At 31.1% G+C, this 22,229-nt stretch carries 12 protein-coding genes; 8 read left to right on the plus strand and 4 right to left on the minus strand.

What is annotated here, in order from left to right:
- From BUB70_RS07890 to BUB70_RS07900, 3 genes are all read right to left on the minus strand, one after another.
- On the minus strand, positions 1 to 822 hold the full coding sequence (locus BUB70_RS07890) for an ATP-binding cassette domain-containing protein (RefSeq protein WP_073120911.1): 822 nt from the start codon (positions 820 to 822) through the stop codon (positions 1 to 3).
- 157 nt (positions 823 to 979) lie between these two features.
- Complete coding sequence (locus BUB70_RS07895; protein ID WP_073120322.1) at positions 980 to 1,963, minus strand: aldo/keto reductase; 984 nt, start codon at positions 1,961 to 1,963, stop codon at positions 980 to 982.
- 21 nt (positions 1,964 to 1,984) lie between these two features.
- Positions 1,985 to 2,368 (minus strand): hypothetical protein, encoded by a 384-nt coding sequence (locus tag BUB70_RS07900; RefSeq protein WP_073120325.1) that lies wholly within the window; start codon positions 2,366 to 2,368, stop codon positions 1,985 to 1,987.
- 391 nt (positions 2,369 to 2,759) lie between these two features.
- Here BUB70_RS07900 and BUB70_RS07905 point away from each other — a divergent pair, with 391 nt between their 5' ends.
- The 8 genes from BUB70_RS07905 to BUB70_RS07940 all read left to right on the plus strand — a co-directional run bounded on the left by BUB70_RS07905 (position 2,760) and on the right by BUB70_RS07940 (position 19,840).
- Positions 2,760 to 3,989: a glycoside hydrolase family 88/105 protein gene (locus BUB70_RS07905; protein ID WP_073120327.1), complete on the plus strand. Its 1,230-nt coding sequence runs from the start codon at positions 2,760 to 2,762 to the stop codon at positions 3,987 to 3,989.
- A 58-nt stretch (positions 3,990 to 4,047) separates the two neighbouring features.
- On the plus strand, positions 4,048 to 5,643 hold the full coding sequence (locus BUB70_RS07910; RefSeq protein ID WP_229742980.1) for a glycoside hydrolase family 43 protein: 1,596 nt from the start codon (positions 4,048 to 4,050) through the stop codon (positions 5,641 to 5,643).
- Positions 5,644 to 5,650: 7 nt separating this feature from the next.
- Positions 5,651 to 7,357 (plus strand): glycoside hydrolase family 28 protein, encoded by a 1,707-nt coding sequence (locus BUB70_RS07915; RefSeq protein ID WP_073120332.1) that lies wholly within the window; start codon positions 5,651 to 5,653, stop codon positions 7,355 to 7,357.
- Positions 7,358 to 7,375: 18 nt separating this feature from the next.
- On the plus strand, positions 7,376 to 8,344 hold the full coding sequence (locus BUB70_RS07920; protein WP_084730225.1) for a pectinesterase family protein: 969 nt from the start codon (positions 7,376 to 7,378) through the stop codon (positions 8,342 to 8,344).
- 122 nt (positions 8,345 to 8,466) lie between these two features.
- A complete protein-coding gene (locus BUB70_RS07925) occupies positions 8,467 to 12,822 on the plus strand; it encodes a hybrid sensor histidine kinase/response regulator transcription factor (RefSeq protein WP_073120334.1) in 4,356 nt (1,451 codons plus the stop codon).
- A gap of 387 nt (positions 12,823 to 13,209) precedes the next feature.
- A complete protein-coding gene (locus BUB70_RS07930; RefSeq protein ID WP_073120915.1) occupies positions 13,210 to 16,467 on the plus strand; it encodes a SusC/RagA family TonB-linked outer membrane protein in 3,258 nt (1,085 codons plus the stop codon).
- Positions 16,468 to 16,485: 18 nt separating this feature from the next.
- Positions 16,486 to 18,273 carry a RagB/SusD family nutrient uptake outer membrane protein gene (locus BUB70_RS07935; protein WP_073120336.1) on the plus strand — a complete coding sequence of 596 codons (1,788 nt, stop codon included), beginning with the start codon at positions 16,486 to 16,488 and terminating at the stop codon, positions 18,271 to 18,273.
- 28 nt (positions 18,274 to 18,301) lie between these two features.
- Positions 18,302 to 19,840, plus strand: a complete 1,539-nt coding sequence (locus BUB70_RS07940; RefSeq protein ID WP_073120339.1) for a DUF5123 domain-containing protein — start codon at positions 18,302 to 18,304, stop codon at positions 19,838 to 19,840.
- A 132-nt stretch (positions 19,841 to 19,972) separates the two neighbouring features.
- On the opposite strand, the gene BUB70_RS07945 is transcribed toward BUB70_RS07940, so the two are convergent.
- Complete coding sequence (locus BUB70_RS07945; RefSeq protein ID WP_073120341.1) at positions 19,973 to 22,183, minus strand: NADP-dependent isocitrate dehydrogenase; 2,211 nt, start codon at positions 22,181 to 22,183, stop codon at positions 19,973 to 19,975.
- Positions 22,184 to 22,229 lie beyond the last annotated feature (46 nt).

Below are 22,229 nucleotides of genomic sequence, written 5' to 3' on the forward strand. Positions count from 1 at the left end.
TTAAATATGTATAGCAATGTTATTATTAATGGCATTAAACAAAAGTTCCATGTCAACTTCTGTTTCTTCATTTTTGTTTACAGGTGTGATAATATGATATCCTTCAGGACATTTTTCTGAGTAAAACACTTGATCTTCATTATGTATGCTCGGTACTTTTTTAAATTGAAGTTTTTCGGCTATCTCATACAAATCATGGTTAAATGTTATTCTACCATGGTCAATCACTATTATTTTGTCTATAATGGTTTCAATGTCTTTTACCTGATGGGTAGAAATCATGACCAACTGATCTTCATTAATAGATTCTATCAATACTTTTCTAAATATTTTTTTAGATGGAATATCCAGTCCATTAGTAGGTTCATCAAGTAATAATAATTTGCTATTGGTAGCCAAAGCAAAAGCAATGATGAATTTTTTTCTTTGTCCATATGATATTTTATCAAGCTTCATGTTTTCATCTAATTGAAACTCAATCAAAATGTTTTTTAGTTTTTCAACATCAAAATTTGGATATAAGGGAGCAAAATTCTTTATGAATGATTTTATTTTAATATTTGGAACATAAGGTTCATCCGTAACCAAATATAAGTCAGATAAAAAATTAGGGTTCTTGTCATAAGGTTCAAAACCATTAATATCAATATTTCCCGATTTTTGACTTAATAATCCTGATAAAAGTTGTAATAAGGTAGATTTACCCGCTCCGTTTTTACCTAACAAACCAACAATGTTTCCTGAATTAAGTTGTAATGTTAAATCCTGAAATAGTTGTTTTTCTTTTGAATGGTTAAAATTTAAATTTTCTATTGTAATCATAGCAGATTGTATTAGTGTCATATTTAACTATGACACGAAGATAAGTGTAAAATTTAAATATCAAAGAATTTTATGGAATTTTTTAAATAATCATGAATAAAAAAAACGCTCAATATCAAATTATTGAGAGTTTTTTTAGTGGAAAAGTATATTTTGTTTAATAAGATCCACGAATGTATGGGTGAACTTTATTTTGATAAAACTCCGAAAGTTCTGTCATTGTTTTTTCTGATAAAGCAGATAAGTTACTTGCTTTTGCATTTCCTTCTATGTGCTTAGAAGAGCTTGCTCCAGGAATAATAGCGCTTACTTCTTCGTGATCTAAAATCCATCTTAATGATAATTCTGTTAATGATAAATCATCAGGGCAAATGGTTTTTAATTCTTCTGTTAATTCAATTCCTTTTTCAAAAGGAAGTCCAGCAAAAGTTTCTCCAACATTAAAAGCTTCTCCATCTTTGTTAAAGTTTCGGTGATCGCTTTCTAAAAACTGAGTGTCTTTAGTAAATTTACCAGTTAACAATCCACTAGCTAAAGGTAAACGGACAATAATTCCCACTCCTTTCGCTTTGGCTTGTGGCAATAATTCTTTGACTAGTTTTTGTCTAAAAATATTAAAGATTACTTGTAAAGATTGAATTCCTTCTTGTTCTAAACATAAAAGACCTTCTTCTACGCTTTCTACACTTGCTCCAAAATGACGAATCTTCCCTTCTTTTTGTAAAGTTCTTAACCAGTTAAAAATATCTCCTTTTTTTAATTCTTCTAAAGGAATACAGTGTAATTGAATTAAATCTAAAGTGGAGACTCCTAATCTTTTTAATGAATCTTCTACATGATTTCTTAAGGAAACTTCAGTATAATGGTTTGGAAAAACGTCAGCACTTCTCCCAAATTTAGTAGCTACTCTAATAGGTGTTTTGCAATTTTTTATAAATTCTCCAATTAATTCTTCGCTACGTCCATCACCGTAAACATCTGCAGTATCAAAAAAAGTAATACCATTTTCTACAGCTTTGTTAAGTATTTCAAATGCTTCTTCTTTGGCTATTTCATTTCCCCAATTGGCTCCAATTTGCCAACAACCTAGTCCAACTTCACTTACAGTAAATCCTTTATTTCCTAATGTTCTAGTATTCATTTATTCTTCTTTTTTTTAAAATTAAAATTGTGACGATTCTTCTATGTTCTTACGCTTTTTGTCACCTTTATAAGTATATAAAAATAAGGCACAAATAAAAATAATAAGAAATAGAAAATACACTCCGTATGTTTTTAACCATTGTACAATGGCGTTAAAATGATCGCTTGCCCACCAAAAATATAACAAACCAGCAGCGATTCCCATAAGTCCACTAATTCCATATTTTTTACTAGTAGTTAAGCTTTTTATGTTTTGCAATATGGCAGAAAAAGAAAATGCAACAATTACCACGACTACTAATGTGCTTACAAAACTAAGTGAACTAGACTGTATATCTACAGACATCATCATTAATATCAATAATTCACTTACTAGTATGGTTAACAAAGCTCCTGTTTTCATATCAATTTAATTTTAAGGTTTAAAAATTAAATATAAGGATAGTATATAAATTATAATGCATTTTTAATATAGATTCAAGGAGAATAAAAATAACGTGGTTTTATTGAGTTAAGAGAATTATATTTTTTTTTGGATTTATGTAATAATTATATACCTGTATTGTTTTTTGAGTAATTATTTAGGTGTTTTAGGGTTGATATGTTTAAAATTTAAAAGTATTTGATTGAAATTTAATAGAGATTGGGCTTATGTTTTGATATTTTCGTAATCGATTACTTTTGTTGTTGATAGAATTCAAATAATTGATTGTTGTAATTAAAAGAATTACTGTAGTTATTAAGTTATTGAGCTAGTATTTTATAAAAAATTAACAAATAAATAATTAGACAGGATGAGAATTAGATTTAAGAATATCCCCTATTTTTTTAGTGTATTGTTGGTTATAATATTGTTTTCATGTAAAAACAGTAAAAAAGAAGAACAGCATAAAACTGAAAAAACTGCTACAGAATTAAAGTGGTCAGAACGTATGTTGATTTCTGAAATGAAACGTTTTCCTGAGTCTTGGATGTTAGATTTTCATACAAAACCAAAATGGAGTTACCCAAACGGATTGGTGTTAATGGCTGCTAAAAGAGTTTATGATGAAACTCAGAAAGAAGAATATTTTAATTATATCTATAGTTATCCTGATACAATGGTAAATTCAAAAGGAGAAATTTTAACCTATTCTTTTGACAAAGCAAATTTAGACATGTTAAAGTCTGGGGATGTTTTATTGTATTTATATGATAAAACTAAGGAAGAAAGATTTTTAAAAGCCATTCAAACTTTAAGAAAACAAATAGATATTCAACCAAGAACTACTGATGGTGGTTTTTGGCATAAGAAAAGGTACACCCATCAAATGTGGTTAGATGGTTTGTTTATGGCAGAGCCTTTTTATGCAAAATATACAAGTATGTTTAATAAAGGAGATGAGGCTACAAAAGCATATAATGATATTGTTCATCAATTTGATTTGATTCAAAAACACACCAAAGATCCTGTTACAGGATTGTTGTATCACGGTTGGGATGAAAGTAAAGAACAAGCATGGGCAAATAAAGAAACAGGAACCTCTCCTAATTTTTGGTCAAGAGCTATGGGGTGGTATGGAATGGCCATAGTTGATGTGCTAGATAATTTTCCAAAAAATCATCCAGGAAGAGAGAGGTTAATTGCTTATTTAAATGAGTTTTCAGAAGCATTGGTAAAAGTTCAAGATCAAAAAACAGGATTGTGGTATCAAGTCTTAGATCAAGGAAACAGAGATGGGAATTATTTAGAAGCAACAGGTTCTTCTATGTTTGCCTACGCTTTTGCCAAAGGAGCAAACAAAGGGTATTTACCTAAAAAGTATAAAAATATTGCTTTAAAAGCCTATAACGGAATCTTAAACAATTTGATTAGTGTTGAAAATGGAGTAGTCAACTTAAATCAATGTTGTGCTGTGGCCGGTTTAGGAGGAAATCCTTATCGTGATGGAAGCTATGAATATTATGTAAACGAGCAAATTCGATCTAATGATCCAAAAGGAACAGGAGCGTTTATTTTAGCAAGTTTAGAATTAGATAAATAATCAGATTAAAAAGAGTATAAAAGAGATGAGACAATTTAGTTTACTAACTATTTTTTTGATGACAACTTTTTGTTTTGCTCAGAAAAATGAAGTTTACGAATCGCAGGTTTGGGTAGCAGATCAAGGTGACGGTACTTATAAAAATCCAATTATTCATGCTGATTATTCCGATCCTGATGTAACTAGAGCAGGAAACGATTATTATATGACGGCATCTAGTTTTAACGCTGCTCCAGGATTGCCTATTTTACATTCAAAAGACATGGTAAATTGGGAGTTAATCAATTATGCATTACCATTACAAGTTCCTGTAGAACATTTTAATATTCCACAACACGGAAATGGAGTATGGGCTCCAAGTATTAGGTATCACAATAACGAGTTTTATATTTATTGGGGAGATCCAGACTTTGGAATTTACATGGTAAAAACCAAAGATCCAGCTGGTGCTTGGGAAGATCCTGTATTGGTTATGAAAGCCAAAGGAGCTATTGATCCTTGTCCGTTATGGGATGAAGACGAAAAAGCTTATTTGTCTGTGGCTTGGGCTGGAAGTCGTGCAGGAGTAAAAAGTATTTTAACCATGTTTAAATTAAGTCCTGATGGTACAAAAGTATTAGATCTTGGACGTCATGTTTTTGATGGACATGAAGATCATCCAACGGTAGAAGGAACTAAAATGTATAAAAGAAATGACTACTATTACATTTTTGCTCCTGCTGGTGGAGTGGCAACAGGTTGGCAATTAATTTTAAGATCTAAAAATATTTATGGTCCTTACGAGGAAAAAGTGGTTTTAGAACAAGGAAAAACAAGTGTTAACGGACCACATCAGGGTGCATGGGTAGAAACTCCTCAAGGAGAAGATTGGTTTTATCATTTTCAAGATGTAGATGCTTATGGTAGAATTGTGCATTTACAACCTATGGATTGGAGAAAAGATTGGCCTGTAATGGGAAAAGACAATGATGGAAATGGAATTGGAGAACCTGTAATGATGCATAAAAAACCAAAGGTGGGAAAAACATATACTGTTGAAACCCCAAAAGAAACAGATGAGTTTAATGGTAATGGTTTAGGCGTACAATGGCAGTGGAATGCAAATCCAAATATTTTGTGGCATGCTAAATTACCTGGAAAAGATTATTTAAGGTTGTTTAGTATGGCAACTCCTAAAGAAGCTAAGAATTTATGGGAGGTGCCCAACTTATTGTTACAAAAGTTTCCTGCACCTAATTTTACTGTTGATACAAAAATCACCTTGATTCCAGAAGATGCCAAACAACCGCGTAAAGCAGGATTGATTGTAATGGGAAGAGATTACGCAACGGTGACTATTACTCAAAAAGAAGAAGTGTTTTATTTACAGCAAACCCAAGCGATTAATGCTGATAGAGGAGCTGAGGAAATTACCAATGAAGAAATAAAATTAAAAGACAATCAGGTTTTCATAAAAGTAGAAGTAGTAGCGCCAGATGCCATGTGCCAGTTTACTTACAGCGAAAATGGTAAGAAATTTAAAAAAATAGGAAAACCATTTAAAGCCAGAGTAGGTAAATGGATTGGAGCAAAAGTGGGATTATTTAGCATTAGTACGCCAGAAGCAAAACGTGGTGGGTATGCGGATGTAGATTATTTTAGAATTACAAAATAAATTAAGAATGAAAATATTAAAAACAATTCTATGTACTGCATTGGTATTAGGGGTAGGGTTCGTTCAAACGAATAACGCTCAATCAAAACAAGAGCAAGATTTAAACGCTATGTATCAAAATATAGAGTTTAAAATGGATTCTGTAAAACAAGTAAAATTTAATAGCTATAAAGCTAATATTAAAGATTTTGGAGCCGTTGGTGATGGAATTTTTAAAAACACAGAAGCTTTTAAACAAAGTATTGAGGCAGTTGTAAAAAAAGGAGGGGGAACTGTAGTTGTTCCATCAGGAATGTGGTACACAGGTCCTATTACTTTAAAAAGTAATATCAATTTACATTTGGAAGATGGAGCATTGATTATTTTTAGTGATGATTTTGATGATTATCCAATTGTAAAAACCAGTTTTGAAGGTTTAAATACTGTACGTTGTGTTTCCCCTATTAATGCTAATAATGCAGAAAACATAGCAATTACTGGTAGCGGAATTATAGACGGTAATGGTGATGCCTGGCGTCCAGTTAAAAAAAGTAAAATGACAGATCAGCAATGGAAAAGTCTAGTGAATTCTGGAGGTGTACTTTCTAAGGATAAAAAGATATGGTTTCCTTCTGAAGGTTCAAAAAAAGGATTTGAAAGCAGTACCAATTTTAATGTACCAGATTTAATAGGTGATGAAGAATTAGCTACTGTTAAAGATTTTCTTCGTCCTGTGATGGTCAGTATAATCAATTGTAAAACAGTTTTGTTAGATGGTCTTACTTTTCAAAATTCGCCAGCATGGAATCTTCATCCATTAATGTGTGAGGATATCACTATTAGAAATTTAAGCATTCGTAATCCTTGGTATTCACAAAATGGTGATGGGTTAGATTTAGAATCTTGTAATCGTGTATTGATTTATAACAATACGTTTGATGTTGGTGATGATGCTATTTGTATAAAATCTGGAAAAGATAAAGATGGTAGAGATCGTAATATACCAACACAAAATGTTATTGTAAAAAACAATATTGTTTACCATGCTCATGGTGGTTTTGTGGTTGGTAGCGAAATGTCTGGAGGAGTTAAAAATGTACATGTATCTAACTGTACATTTATAGGGACTGATGTAGGTTTACGATTTAAGAGTACCAGAGGTAGAGGTGGAGTTGTAGAAAATATTTATATTTCTAATATTGATATGGTTCATATTCCAACAGAGGCTATTCGTTTCAATTTATATTATTCTGGTAAATCACCAGTTTTAGAGGAAGGACAAGAAACAGATACTAAAATTCAAGATCAGGAATTGGTAGCTGTGACAGATGAAACCCCTTCTTTTAGAAACATATTTATGAAAAATATTCATGTAGCCGATTCTGAAACAGCTGTGTTTTTTATGGGATTACCAGAAATGAATTTAAAAAACATCTCTATAGAAAATTCTATGTTCGATACTAAAAAGGGGATTACAGCTATTGATAGTGATGGAATTACATTAAAAAATGTTACCATAAAAGCATTAGATGATTTTGCTTTAACTGTTTATAATAGTAAGAATATTACAACTAGTGGTTTTAACTTTACTAATAGTAAATCTGCTATTAAAGTTTTAGGGTCTAAAACAAGTAATATTCAGTTTGATAAAGCTGATTTTTCAGATGTAAATCAACAAGTTTTTAAAGGAGAAGAGGTTGGTGAAAAAGTAATAAAATATAACAAAGCAAAATAATTTTAACGAATTTTATTCATGAAAGTATTAACGTTTTTAAAAATATTTATGTTGTTATTTGGTGGAGGTTTGTCAACAATAGCACAAGTTAATAAGCCCAATTATACGGTGGCAAAAGATGGCTCTGGAGATTTCATAACTGTACAAGAGGCTATTTTAGCCATTCCTGATTTTAGAAAACAAGAAACAGTTGTTTATATTAAAAATGGAGTGTATAAAGAAAAGTTGATTTTACCAGCTTCAAAAACCAAAGTAACCTTTGTAGGTGAAGACCCAGATAAAGTGATTTTGACTAACGATGATTTTGCAAGTAAGAAAAATATTTTAGGAGAAGAGATGGGGACCACAGGATCATCATCCTTTTATATATTTGGTAATGAGTTTACAGCAAAAAAAATCACATTTGAAAATTCTTCAGGTCCTAAAGGTCAAGCTGTAGCGGTAAGAGTAGACGGAGATATGGTAGTGTTTGAAGATTGTAGATTTTTAGGTTTTCAAGATACTTTGTATTTGCATGGAGAAAAATCTAGACAGTACTATAAAAATTGTTATATAGAAGGAACTACAGATTTTATTTTTGGATGGTCTGTAGCTGTTTTTGAAAATTGTGAAATTTACTCAAAAAAAGGAGGAAGTTATATTACTGCTGCTTCTACAAATCAAGGAGCGAGTTCAGGTTTAACTTTTATCAATTGTAAATTAACAGGAGATGCATCTGAGAAAAGTGTTTATTTAGGAAGGCCATGGCGTAATTATGCACAAACAGTTTTTATCAATTGTAGTATGGGAAAACATATTAAAAGAGAGGGATGGCATAATTGGGGAAAAAAGAGCGCTGAAAAAACTACATTTTATGCTGAGTATAATTCTACGGGAGTGGGGGCTTCATCTAATACCCGTGTAAAATGGACTCATCAATTAACAAAAGAACAGGTTAAAACATATACGGTTAAAAATATTTTTAATGGATGGGTTCCTAAAATATAAAGAATAGAAACCTAAAGAGAATAATTAATTAAAAATTAGTATTCTTTATTAAATAATGATTTTAGAGGTGTAAAACGCACTAATTTGTTAATTTGGTAATAGCTATTACTTAAATTTTGTAAATGATTCAATTCATCAGAATAAAATATTTTGTTCTTATTATAATATTGCTTTTTGGTACCAATACAAAAGCACAAGTTAAATGTATTGTAGAAAGTTATTCAACAGAAAATGGTCTTTCTCATGATGGTATTATGGATATACTAAAGGGCAAAGATGGTTACATGTGGTTTGGAACTTGGGATGGAATCAATAGGTTTGATGGTACTAATTTTACTATTTACAAAGCAAGAGCTGGGTATAAAAGTAAATTAGATAATAATAGAATTAATAAAATAAAAGAAGATGATCTAGGTTATTTATGGGTAAAAGCAGATGATGATCAGATTTATAGGTTTGATAAAAAAAGCGAAACCTTTATGGCTCTTTCTGATTACACGGGAACCCAGAAAATTAACTTCTTAAAAATTATTCCTAAAGGAGAGAATGTTTGGATAACTACAGAAAGTCATGGAGTTTATCTTGTAACGTATAAAGACTCGGTTAATATTGAGTTAACAAAATTTAACAAAGCTAATAAAGCGCTTCATTCTAACAACATTCGTTTTGTTTTTGAACAATCAGATGGAAATATTTGGGTTGGGAGCTCAAAAGGACTATCACTTCTAAAAAAAGATCTTCAAGGAAAATTCACAAGTATTAATTATTTTAATTTATATGATTTTACGAGTGTTAAAGAAGGAGGGAGTAAATTATGGTTTACTACAAATAATGGAGTAATTATTTATTTTGATAAAGTTTTGCAAAAATTTTATCAAAAAAAGATTTCTGATAATTATCTAAGAGATTTATATATATCTAAAAAAGTAAATGCTATTTATGTAGTTAGCTCTAAAGGAGAACTTTTTAAAATTAACGCATCTACTTTAGAAGTAGAAAATATAAGTAAATTTAAAGAAGAATCATTTTATAGTGTTTATGAAGATCAAAATGGTTTGTTGTGGATAGAACCTCAAAATAATGGAGTTATCAAATTTGACCCTCAAACGAATAAGTTTAAAAAGTTTTTTCAGAAAAACGATGCTACTTTTCAAGTATATGAAAAAAGCTATGATGTTTTTGAGGATAAATTTGATAGACTTTGGGTAAGAATGAAAGGAGGAGGATTTGGTTATTATGATAAAACAAATGATAAAATTCATCACTTTTATAATAAAAATGGTGAAACCAATTATTTAGACTCTAATATTATTACAACTAGGTATTTAGACCCTTCAGGTATTATGTGGTTGGTTACTAATGATAGAGGAATTAGTAAAGTTATTTTTCAAAAAGATGACTTTAAACATCATCTTCTTTTTGAAAATACAGACAATAAAACGGATAATGAAATAAGGGGGATTTTATATGATTCTAATAATAGACTTTGGTTGGCCTCAAAATCAAGTAAGTTATTTGTGACCAAAAATGGGAAAGCGGTTAAAGATCTTTTTGTTAATTGGCCAAAAGAAGGCATTATGCTTATTTATAAACTTTTTGAAGATAGCAAAGGAAATATTTGGATTGGAACCAAAGGTAACGGATTATACAAGGCGGAACCACTTAATATAGATAGATCAAAATATAAATTGACACATTTTGTTCATAACGAGAATGACAATAGTAGTATTAGTGGAGATAAAATTTATACCGTTTTTGAAGATAAAAGAGGAGATATTTGGATTGGGAATTATGGATCGGGAATAAATTTAGTCATGGAGAGGCATGGAAAAACTATTTTTAAAAATTCAAAAAATAGTTTTAAAAATTATCCTATCAATACTTGTGGGAAAGTAAGGTTTATTAATGAAGATAAAAAAGGTAAAATTTGGATTGCAACTACCAATGGCTTGCTTAAAATGAATCCTAATACAGATGATTATGATGAGGTGAATTTTGATGCTTATCATAAAATATCAGGAGATATTTCTAGTATTCCCAGTAATGATGTTTTGTATATTTATAATGATTCGGAAAGTAATATGTGGATTTCCTCATCGGGAGGAGGTTTAAGTAAAATAATTGATGAAGGGGATTCTATAAAGTTTAAAACCTTTACAACTAAAGAAGGTTTGTCAAGTGATTTTATTCTAAGTATGATTGAAGACAATCATAAAAATTTATGGTTGGCTACAGAAAATGGAATGTCTAAATTTAATTTGAAAGATTATACTTTTAGAAATTACGATTCGTATGATGGTTTATCTAAAACAGGTTTTTCTGAAAGTTCATGTATAAAGTTACCAAATAATCATTTATTGTTTGGTGGAGTTAAAGGTTATTTGGAGTTTAATCCAGAAGAAATTACGGATTATAAAATAAACGCTAAAATGAGTTTTACTAAGTTAGAAATCAACAATAAAGAGGTTGATTTGTTTTCTGAAAATACTCCTTTAGAAAGTAATATAAACTACAATAAAAGATTAAACTTAGATTATACTCAAAATACCATAGGAATCAATTATCAGGTGTTAGATTATAGATCAAATAACAAGCAAATTTATGTATATAGGCTAAAGGGATTTGATAAAACTTGGCACAATGTTCAAAATCAGAAAAAAGCGACTTATACCAATTTGTCACCTGGAGATTATGTTTTTGAGGTAAAGTGCTTAAATAAAGAACTATATTTTAATACACCATACAAAACTTTAGCAATTACTATTACTCCTCCTTTTTGGAAAACTACTTGGGCGTATATTATTTATGTTTTATTAATAGTTCTTTTTTCGGAAATGATTAGAAGAATTGCTTTCTCAGTTATTCGTTTAAGAAATAAAGTAGCTATAGAGCATCAGTTAACAGAATTAAAACTTAATTTTTTTACCAATATTTCTCATGAATTAAGAACTCCTTTAACGCTTATCGTAAATCCTATAGAAGAGATTGCTATTAACGAAAATTTATCTCCAAGAGGAAATGAATATATGGAAGTTGTTAGAAAAAACACAAGTAGGATAGTTCGTTTTGTAAATCAATTGCTTGATTTTAGAAAAGTACAAAGTGGAAAAGCAACTTTAAATATTAAAAAAATTGAATTAATTTCTTTTGTTAATGAAATTGCTTCGTTGTTTTCTGAGGCTGCTTATGAAAAGAATATAGAGTTAAAAATAGTATCAAATACTGATAGGTTTTTTGTTAAGATAGATGATAAAAAAATAGATGTTGTTATTTATAATTTATTATCAAATGCTTTTAAATTTTCACCTAAAGACAAAACAATTACAGTAGAAATTATTAAAAATGAAGATGATTCTTTTGTTGTTAGAGTAATAGATCAAGGAGTGGGGGTTGAGGAAGATAAATTAAAAGAGATTTTTAAATTATATTACGAAGGGGAAGGTAATAAAGTAGATTATATAGAGGGGACAGGGATTGGTTTGGCTTTGTGTAAAGAATATATAAAGCTTCATCACGGAGAAATATATGCTACTAATAATGCTGGAGAAGGACTTACCGTTACTTTTAAAATGAATTCTATAAAAGAAGAAGGGAAAAAGACCATAACCACCTTAACAACTTCTTATCCAATTAAATTGGAAAAAAACAATATCGAAGAGGTAAAAATAGATGTAGCTAAAGAAACTTCTAGTCAGGTAGATGAACCTCAAGGAAGTTTACCGACAGTGCTTATAGTAGAAGATAATAATGAACTTAGAAGATTTTTGTCCAATCAATTAAGAAAATTCTATAAAGTTATTAGAGCAACTAATGGAAAAGATGGATTAGAAAAAGCCATGGCAAATATACCAGATTTGATATTAAGTGATATTATGATGCCTGTGATGGATGGTTTAGAGCTTTTAGATAAGCTTAAAAATGAAGAAACCACAAGTCATATTCCTATAGTTTTGTTAACAGCAAAATCTACAGTTGATAATAAAATTCAAGCACTTAACTATGGTGCAGATTATTATATTACAAAACCTTTTGATACTGAGTTTTTAAAAGCATCTATAGGGAATTTAATACAGAAAAGGAAAAAGATGTTTGATTCTTTAGTGTTAGATTCTAAAACGGTTGAACTATCTCCTAGTGAAATAGTAGTAACTACTAAAGATGAAGCATTTCTGAAGGAAATTATAGCTGTTGTAGAAGAACAAATGGTAAATCCAGATTTTAAAATAGAGTCTTTTGCAAAATCGATTAATATGCGAAGAGCTACTTTTAATAGAAAATTTAAAAGCCTTACTAATATGACACCTGTCGAGTTTGTAAGAGATATGAGATTAAAAAGAGCCAAACAAATGTTAGATGCAGGAGAGAAAAATATATCTGAAGTAGCTTTTGATGTTGGTTTTAACAGTGCGGGGTATTTTAGTACTTGTTTTAAGGATAAATACAACATATCACCATCAGAATATATTAAGCATCATTAAATTTAAATAAAACGCTGAATGAAATTTTATACATGCTCTAATAACAAAAATAGTATTAATTTATATGGGCTTAACCATTGTTTACGTGTAATTGTTGATTCTTTATAGTTTAAACAAGAGGGGTTTATATTGTTTTTTTATATGTTAATATCTGTTTTTTTAATGAAATGTTTAAAATTTAAAAGAATTTGATTAAAATTTAATAGTTATAAAGGTTGTGATTTAATATTTTAGTAATCGATTACATTAACTTTTTATGTGGTTTAAATAATCTACATATTTTTTGCATATCTATTAATGGAGTCAATAAAAACAAATATTAATTTATTTAAACAATCATTTATGCTAAACTATTATTTTTCAAACTATTTATTTTTCTTACTTAAAGTGAGAAAAAAGAAAAAATTTACATTGAATAAAACAGGTTTATGCTTTATAGCATTTGTTTTGTTTTTTTCTGTAAACGAAATGAATGCACAAAGCAAAACGGTTTCAGGAACAGTTACTACTAAAGATTCAGAATTACCTTTACCAGGGGCTACGGTAATGGTAAAAGGAACTTCAAATGGTACTTTAACTGATTTTGATGGTAATTATTCACTTAATATTACATCAGAAAATCCAACCTTGATTTTTTCATATGTGGGTTATATAACTCAAGAAGTTTTAGTTGGTAACCGTAAGGTCGTTAATTTTGTAATGGAAGGTGATGAGTATAAGTTAGACGAAGTTGTAGTAATTGGATATGGAACCACTAAAAAATCTGATTTAACAGGTGCTGTAGTTACTTTAGGTGGAGATGAGTTAAGGGAGAGGCCAGTATCTAATGTTGCCGAGGCATTACAAGGTCGTATGGCTGGGGTGCAAGTAACATCAACCGATGGTTCTCCAGATTCTGAAATAAATATTAGAGTTCGTGGAGGTGGTTCTTTAACTCAAGATGCTTCTCCGTTGGTTATTGTTGATGGTTTTCCTGTAAATAGTATTAGTGATGTTGCTCCATCTAATATAGAAAATATTACAGTTTTAAAAGATGCTTCTTCAACCGCTATTTATGGTTCTAGAGGAGCTAATGGAGTAATTATTGTAACTACAAAAAGCGGTAAAAATGGTAAAATAACAACAAATCTTAATGCATTTTATGGAGTAAAAACCATAGCAAACACTGTTGGTGTTTTAGATCCCGAAGATTATGTAAGTTGGCAATATGAATATGCTTTGCTTACAGATCCTAAAACTCCAGGAGAATCAGGTTATCTACAATCTTACACAGATTATTTTGGACTTTGGCAAGATCGTGATCAATACAACGGTCAAAAAGGAAATAATTGGCAAAAACAAATGTATGGTCAGATGGGAGAGGTGCATAGCCGTGATTTATCTGTTCGTGGAGGTACAGACAAGTTTAATTATAATTTTAACTATGCTCATTATGATGAAAAATCAATTATGGTTGGTTCTAAGTTTAAAAGAGATAACCTATCATTGGCTTTAAAAAGCAAAGTAAATGATAAAGTTGATTTGGCTTTTACCATTCGTTATGCAGATACTGGAATTGAGAATGGTACGGGTGCAGAGCAGTCAGAAGGAAGTACTCCTAGAGATTCTCGTTATAAACAAACAGTCCTATATTCTCCTATTCCTATTTCAGGTCTTACCACAAGTAATACAGATGATGCTTTGTCTAATGATTTAATCAATCCTTTGGTAGTTTTGGCAGATAATCAAAGAGAAAAACAAAGAAAAAACTATAACTTATTAGGAAGGCTTGATTGGGAGATTATAGATAATTTAAGCTTTCAAACAAGTTTAGGTTTAGATAACTATAATGATTTAGATTACCGTTATTATGGGCGTTCTACTTATTATGTAAGTAACAATGCAGCTGCAGAAAATCAAGGAATGCCTGCATTGATTTTTTCTGATCAAAAAAGAGATCGTTTCAGAAATGCGAATACGTTAAACTATGACTTTAAAAATGTTTTAGGAGCAGATCATAGTTTAGATTTACTAATAGGTGAAGAAATGATTATCTCAAAAAGCAATGAAGTGGAAAACATCATTCAAGGTTATCCTAAGTTTTTTGATTTTGAAACTACTAAAAGTTTAACAACGCAAGGAACACCAGTTTCTATAGATAATAATTACAGTCCAGACGATAAGTTACTATCATTCTTTGGTCGTGTTAAGTATTCATATAAAGATCGTTATTTGCTTAGAGCTACCTACCGTGCAGATGGATCTAGTAAATTTTTAGGAGACAATCAATGGGGGTATTTTCCGTCAGCAGCTGTTGCTTGGAAAATTACAGAAGAAGAATTCTTGAAAGATTCAGACTTCTTAAATACATTAAAATTAAGAGTAAGTTATGGACAGTCAGGAAACAATAATATTCCTTCAGGTCAACAAGTGCAAACTTTCCAATCAAGAACAACTACTTATTTAAATGGAGTGAGCAATTACTGGGCAGCTTCATCAACTTTGGCTAACCCAGATTTAAAATGGGAAACTACCGTAACACAAAACGTAGGTTTAGATTTCGGATTTTTTAATAACCGTCTAACAGGGTCTTTAGAAGCTTATAAAAACATAACCAAAGACTTATTAATTAACTTTCCTACACCAGGTACAGGGTATACTTCTCAGTACAGAAATATGGGAGAGGTTCAAAATTCAGGACTTGAAGCATCTTTTAATGCAGTTGTTTTTAGTGATAAAGACTATGGGTTAAGTTTAGGATTAAACGTTGCCATGAATAAAAACAAAATCAATTCTTTAGGAGTAATGGATGATTTTGGTCAGGCTACAAGTTGGGCTTCTACCCAAATAGGGAATGATTATGTTGTGAATGTAGGACAGTCTTTAGGAGCTATGTATGGGTATCAAAATGATGGACGTTATGAAGTTTCAGATTTTGATTATGATGCTGCAACAAGTACTTATACTTTAAAATCAGGAATTGCAGATGCATCAGCAGTAGTTGGTAATGTAATGCCAGGTACTATGAAATTAAAAGATGTAAGTGGTCCTAATGGTGTGCCGGATGGTATTGTAGATATAAATGATAATGCAATCATAGGAGATGCCAATCCAGATTTTACAGGAGGTTTTACAATGAATGCCAATGCTTATGGATTTGATTTAGCAGCTATATTTAACTTTAGCATTGGTAATGATATTTATAATGCTAGTAAAATTGAATATGCAACTGCTACAGAAAATGGTCAATATAGAAATTTAAGCAATATCATGGCTAGTGGTAATAGATGGAAAAATTTAGATGCAGCTACAGGTCAGTTGGTTACAGACCCTACTCAATTAGCAGCTATGAATGAAAACACTACAATGTGGTCTCCTTATATGCAAAGAAATGTGTTTAGTGATTGGGCAGTAGAAGATGGTTCTTTTTTAAGATTAAATACCATTACATTAGGATATACTATACCTGATGAGAAGCTTTCAAAAATAGGGATTTCAAAATTACGTTTTTATGCAACTACTAATAATGTTTTCGTGTTGACTAATTATTCTGGTCCAGATCCTGAAGTTTCTACAAGAAGAAATACGCCACTTACGCCAGGAACTGATTATTCTCCGTTCCCAAGAAGTAGATCGTTAATTTTTGGTTTAAACCTTAATTTTTAATCACAAATACTTTAGAAAATGAAAAATATATATAAAATAATAATTTCAGGATTGATCATGACAAGTCTGTTTACAGCTTGTGAGGATTCTGAATTTTTAGAAGCTCCAACAAAATCAACCTTAGACGAGTCTATTATTTTCTCTACACCAGGATTGGCAAGAGGAGCCATTGATGGAATTTTAGAACCCATGGGGCAAACAAACTCCTATAGAGGAAGGTTTATCCCTTTTTATGGGTTTAATACAGATATTGAATATAACTTTAGTTCTGATGATGCAGGTAGTTCTCAAGGTGAGTTAATGATATACGATGCAAAACCTAATAATACACAAATGAACTCAACAAATAATGCTTGGGCTATGATGTATTCTGGTATAGAGCGTGCTAACATTTGTATTCGTGGATTACGAGCTTATGGAGATCCACAACCAGGAACAGAGTTAGGACAAATATTAGGAGAGGCATTAACTTTACGTGCTATATATTATGCAGATTTAATGAAAGCTTGGGGAGATGTCCCTGCTCGTTTTGAACCTATTACTTCAGAAACAATTTATTTGGCAAAATCTAATAGAGATATTATTTATAAACAAATTATTGCTGATTTGGGTGAGGCAGCCACATTGGTACCATGGCCAAATGAAACTACGGCAACTTCTACAGTTGAAAAAGTAAACAAAGCTTTTGTAAAAGGATTCAGAGCTCGTTTAGCTATGATTGCTAGTGGTTTTCAGCAATACCCTGATGGAGTTAGAAGAAGTAGTGATCCAGATTTATCTGTAGAGAAAATGTATACATTGGCCTTAAGTGAAGCTACAGATGTAATTCAAAGTGGTAAAGCTTCTTTAAATCCTTCTTTTGAACAATTTTGGAAAAATTACAATAAAGAAATTGTAACAGCAGGAGGAGAGTCTCTTTGGGAAATTCCTTTTGCAGATGGTAGAGGAAGAGTTTTGTTCTCTTTTGCAGTAAGACACCGTAGTGTAGATCAATATACTGGTCAAGGTAGAGGAGGAATTGCAGGGCCAGTTCCAACAGTTTTTTATGACTATGATGAAGAAGATACCAGACGTGATGTAACTTGTGTACCTTATGAATGGGCAACGGCTGTAAATGGTGTTTCTAAACAAGAATTAACGGCTTCAGATACGTGGTATTTTGGTAAGTATCGTTATGAGTGGATGGATAGATATGTGACTTCTACTAATGATGATGGAGTTAATAAAGTTTATATGCGTTATGCAGAAGTGTTGTTAATAGCAGCAGAGGCAGCAAATGAATTAAACGGACCTCAAGCAGCTGCACCATATTTAAAAGAAATTCGTAGAAGAGCGTTTCCCGCAATCGCACATGCTACAAAAGTTGATGCATATGTAGATAATTTATCAACCAAAGAAGATATGTTTAATGCTATTGTAAAAGAACACAAATATGAGTTTACAGGTGAAATGGAGAGAAAACAAAACTTAATACGTTGGAACTTATTAAAAACAAAGTTAGATGAAGCAAAATCTAAAATGACAGATTTCATGAACAGAGCAGGAGATTATGCAGATGTGCCAACGACTTTATATTATAAGTATAAAGCGGATGGAGAAACTTTAGATATTTATGGTTTAAATAGAGGCGAGACTACAAATCCTGGAGTAGACTATTCTACCAAATCATGGGATGCTTTAGATGATGTTACGATAAATTCTATTTATAAAGTTGGGGTAAATCCTGATCAAAGACAGTTTTGGCCAATTTGGCAAGTGTTTATAGATGGAAGTAATAATCAGTTGGTAAACGATTACGATTATTAGAATCTTAGAAAAAAATAAAACGATATTTATGAAAACAAAAAATATATATAAAGGGTTTATAGCATTCTTGGCCTTTATTGTAGCTAGTTGTAGTTACGATGAAGAAGTTGTAGAAAGTTTGTCTATAAATAGAGAGTTTGCACCAGTAAGTCTTAGTACAATTGTAAGAAATCAAACTTATGTTGAAATGAGTTGGACTGTAGATGACAATATAGATAGTTATATAGTTGAATTTAGTGCAGATGATCCAGATTTTACAACTATTTATGAAACTGTTGAGGTTACAGCAGAAGAATTACCAATTACTGTAAGATTAGAAGGGGAAACAGTTTATTCTGTAAGAGTAAAAGCTAAAAGTGCTAGAGAATTAGATGATTCTTCTTGGGCTTTAGGTGAATTTACAACTTTGTCGGAACAAATTATGTTGCCATATGAACTTGGTGATGCAGATGATGACAATGTAACTTTAAGGTGGGAAGCGGGTTTAAATGTTACGCATTTCATGTTACAGCCAGGAGATATAAGACATGATATTACTGCTCAGGAAAAAATAGATGGGGTTGCTAATATCACAGGGTTAACATCTGAGACAGAATATAAAGCTACCTTGTATAATAATGCAAAACAAAGAGGTTTTGCTGAAATTACAACTGGAGTTGCTGTAGGTAATAATACTCTAGTTTCTACAACAGATGATTTAATACAAATACTTAATAATGCTCAAGATGGAGAGATTATTTTAATAGATCAAGGTGATTTTACTGCACAAACAGGAACAATTACTTTAGATAAATCAATAACTATTCGAGGTTTGAAAACAGATTTTAAACCTAAATTAAGTCTTAATTTTGAATTTAATGCAGGTGCAACTGATGTAAATTTAATTGATTTAGATTTAGATGGTGCTACAACTATTCAGGATGTTGCTAGGTATACTGGTGCGGGTAATTATAACTCACTTTTAATAAAAGGGTGTAATATTCATGATTTTGATCGTTCATTTATTGCAGGAAACACAACAGATGCAATAGTACAGTCTGTAACAGTAGAGGACTGTATTGTTACAAATGTTGTAACTAATGGAGGAGATTTTATTGATTTTAGAAATTCTGATGTATTTAATGTAACGGTAAGAACGAGTACTTTTAATAATTGTGCACCAGGTCGTGATTTCTTTAGAATTGATGATGCAGGAACTTCAACTCAAAATGGTCTGGTTTGTAATGTATTGTTAGAAAATAGCACCTTATATGGATGTTGTGATTCATCAAGTAAGAGAGTATTGTATATTAGATTCCAAACAAATGATATTATTGTACAAAATACTTTGATAACTGATACTGGTTCTGAAGGTTATTCTGATCAAAGTAGAACTGATGATACAGTTACTTTTAGTAATAACAATTACTTTAATGCTGATGGATTCTTTAATCCTAGTCAAACTGTATTTGATGGTTCAGGTACGCAATTAGATCCTGAGTTTGCTGATCCTTTAAATGGTGATTTTACTATTGGAAATCAAACAATAAAAGATAATTTAATAGGAGATCCTAGATGGATTAAATAATTTTCCTAATTATTATATGATAGGGGGGGATTGAAAGATATTTCCCCTTTTATCTTTAATAAAAAATACATTTAAAAAAAGAGCGATTCAATTGAATCGCTCTTTTTTTAAAATTAATAATGAAGGAATTAATTAAGCAATTCCGTCAATAATTGTATTTAAAGTTTTACTAACTCTCATTACATCAAAAGTTAACTCTTGATCTAATTTGTAGTAACCACCAATATTTACAGCTTTACCTTGAGCAGAAATCATTTCTTCAACAATTTTAGCTTCGTTTTGAGTCATTGCTTCAGCAACAGGAGTAAAGATTGCCTTTAATTCAGCATCTTTATTTTGAGCTGCTAATTCTTGTGCCCAATATAATGCTAAGTAGAAGTGAGAACCTCTGTTGTCAATACCACCAACTTTACGAGTAGGAGATTTGTCATTGTCTAAGAATTTACCTGTAGCTGCATCTAAAGTATCTGCTAATATTTGTGCTTGTGCATTGTTATATCTACCGCTTAAGTGTTCTAAAGAAACTGCTAAAGCTAAGAATTCACCTAAAGAATCCCAACGTAAATAGTTTTCTTCAATTAATTGTTGAACGTGTTTTGGAGCAGAACCTCCTGCACCTGTTTCAAACAACCCTCCACCGTTCATTAAAGGAACAATAGATAACATTTTAGCAGATGTTCCTAATTCTAAAATTGGGAACAAATCTGTTAAGTAATCACGTAATACGTTTCCAGTTACAGAAATAGTATCTAATCCAGCTTTTACTCTTTCTAAAGTGTATTTAGTAGCTTCAATAGGAGACTTGATTAAAATTTCTAATCCTTCTGTATTGTGGTCTTTTAAGTATTTGTTTACTTTTTTGATGATTTCTGCATCGTGAGCTCTGTTTTCATCTAACCAGAATACAGCAGGAACTCCTGTTGCAGTAGCTCTGTTTACAGCCAATTTAACCCAGTCTTGAATTGGAGCATCTTTTACTTGACACATTCTGAAAACATCTCCAGCTTCAACCTTTTGCTCTAATAATACATTTCCGTTAGTATCAACAACTTGTACAGTTCCTGCTTCATCTAATTGGAAAGTTTTATCGTGAGATCCATATTCTTCAGCTTTTTGAGCCATCAATCCTACGTTAGGAGTAGTTCCCATAGTAGTTGGGTCAAAAGCACCATTTTCTTTACAGAAATCAATAGTTGCTTGGAAAACTCCAGCATAACATCTGTCTGGAATTAAAGCTTTGGTATCTTGTTGTTTTCCTTCTTTGTTCCACATTTGACCAGAAGTTCTAATCATAGCAGGCATAGAAGCATCAACAATAACATCAGAAGGTACGTGTAAGTTTGTAATTCCTTTGTCAGAATTTACCATCGCTACAGCAGGAGCATCAGTATAAACAGCATCAATAGCAGCTTTTACTTCAGCTTCTTTAGGGTGTCCTGCAATTTTAGCATATACATCACCTAAACCATTGGTAGCAGTTACTCCTAACTCAGCAAATAAATCAGCATATTTTTCAAAAACATCTTTGTAGAAAACTTCTACAATAGCACCAAAAATAATAGGGTCAGAAACCTTCATCATGGTTGCCTTCATGTGTAATGATAACAATACACCGTTTGCTTTTGCATCTGCAATTTCTTTGGCAGCATATTCTTTTAAAGCACTAATACTCATTACAGAAGTATCAATGATTTCTCCAGCTTTTAAAGGAGCAAAACCTTTTAAGTCTGTTCCGTTAAAAGTAATTTTAAATTCAGTAGCGTTTTCAATGGTTGTAGATTTTTCAGAACCATAAAAATCATTAGCTTCCATAGAAGCTACATGCGTTTTAGAATCTTTAGACCATTTACCCATTGAGTGTGGGTTTTTCTTAGCGTAGTTTTTAACAGCCTTTGGAGCTCTACGGTCAGAATTTCCTTCACGTAATACAGGGTTTACAGCAGAACCTAATACTTTTGCATATTGAGCTTTGATAGCTTTTTCCTCATCGTTAGATGGATTTGCTGGGTAATTAGGAATGTTGAATCCTTTTTCTTGTAACTCTTTAATTGCAGCTTGTAACTGAGGAATAGAAGCAGAAATGTTAGGTAATTTAATAATGTTTGCTTCAGGAGTTTTAGCTAATTCTCCTAATTCAGCCAAAGCATCAGAAATTTTTTGATCATCTGTTAAAAACTCAGGAAAGTTTGCTAAAATTCTTCCTGCTAAAGAAATATCTCTAGTTTCAACCTCAATACCAGCCTTGCTAGTAAAAGCTTTAATGATTGGTAATAATGAATACGTAGCCAAAGCAGGAGCTTCGTCTGTAAGTGTATAAATGATTTTTGAATTTTCTGTTGCCATTTTAATTCTTTAAAAATTGTTTAATGAGTTTCTTAAAATTATAAAC

Origin of the sequence: Wenyingzhuangia marina (assembly GCF_900130035.1) — a bacterium.
In the GTDB taxonomy this organism is placed as follows: Bacteria; Bacteroidota; Bacteroidia; order Flavobacteriales; family Flavobacteriaceae; genus Wenyingzhuangia; species Wenyingzhuangia marina.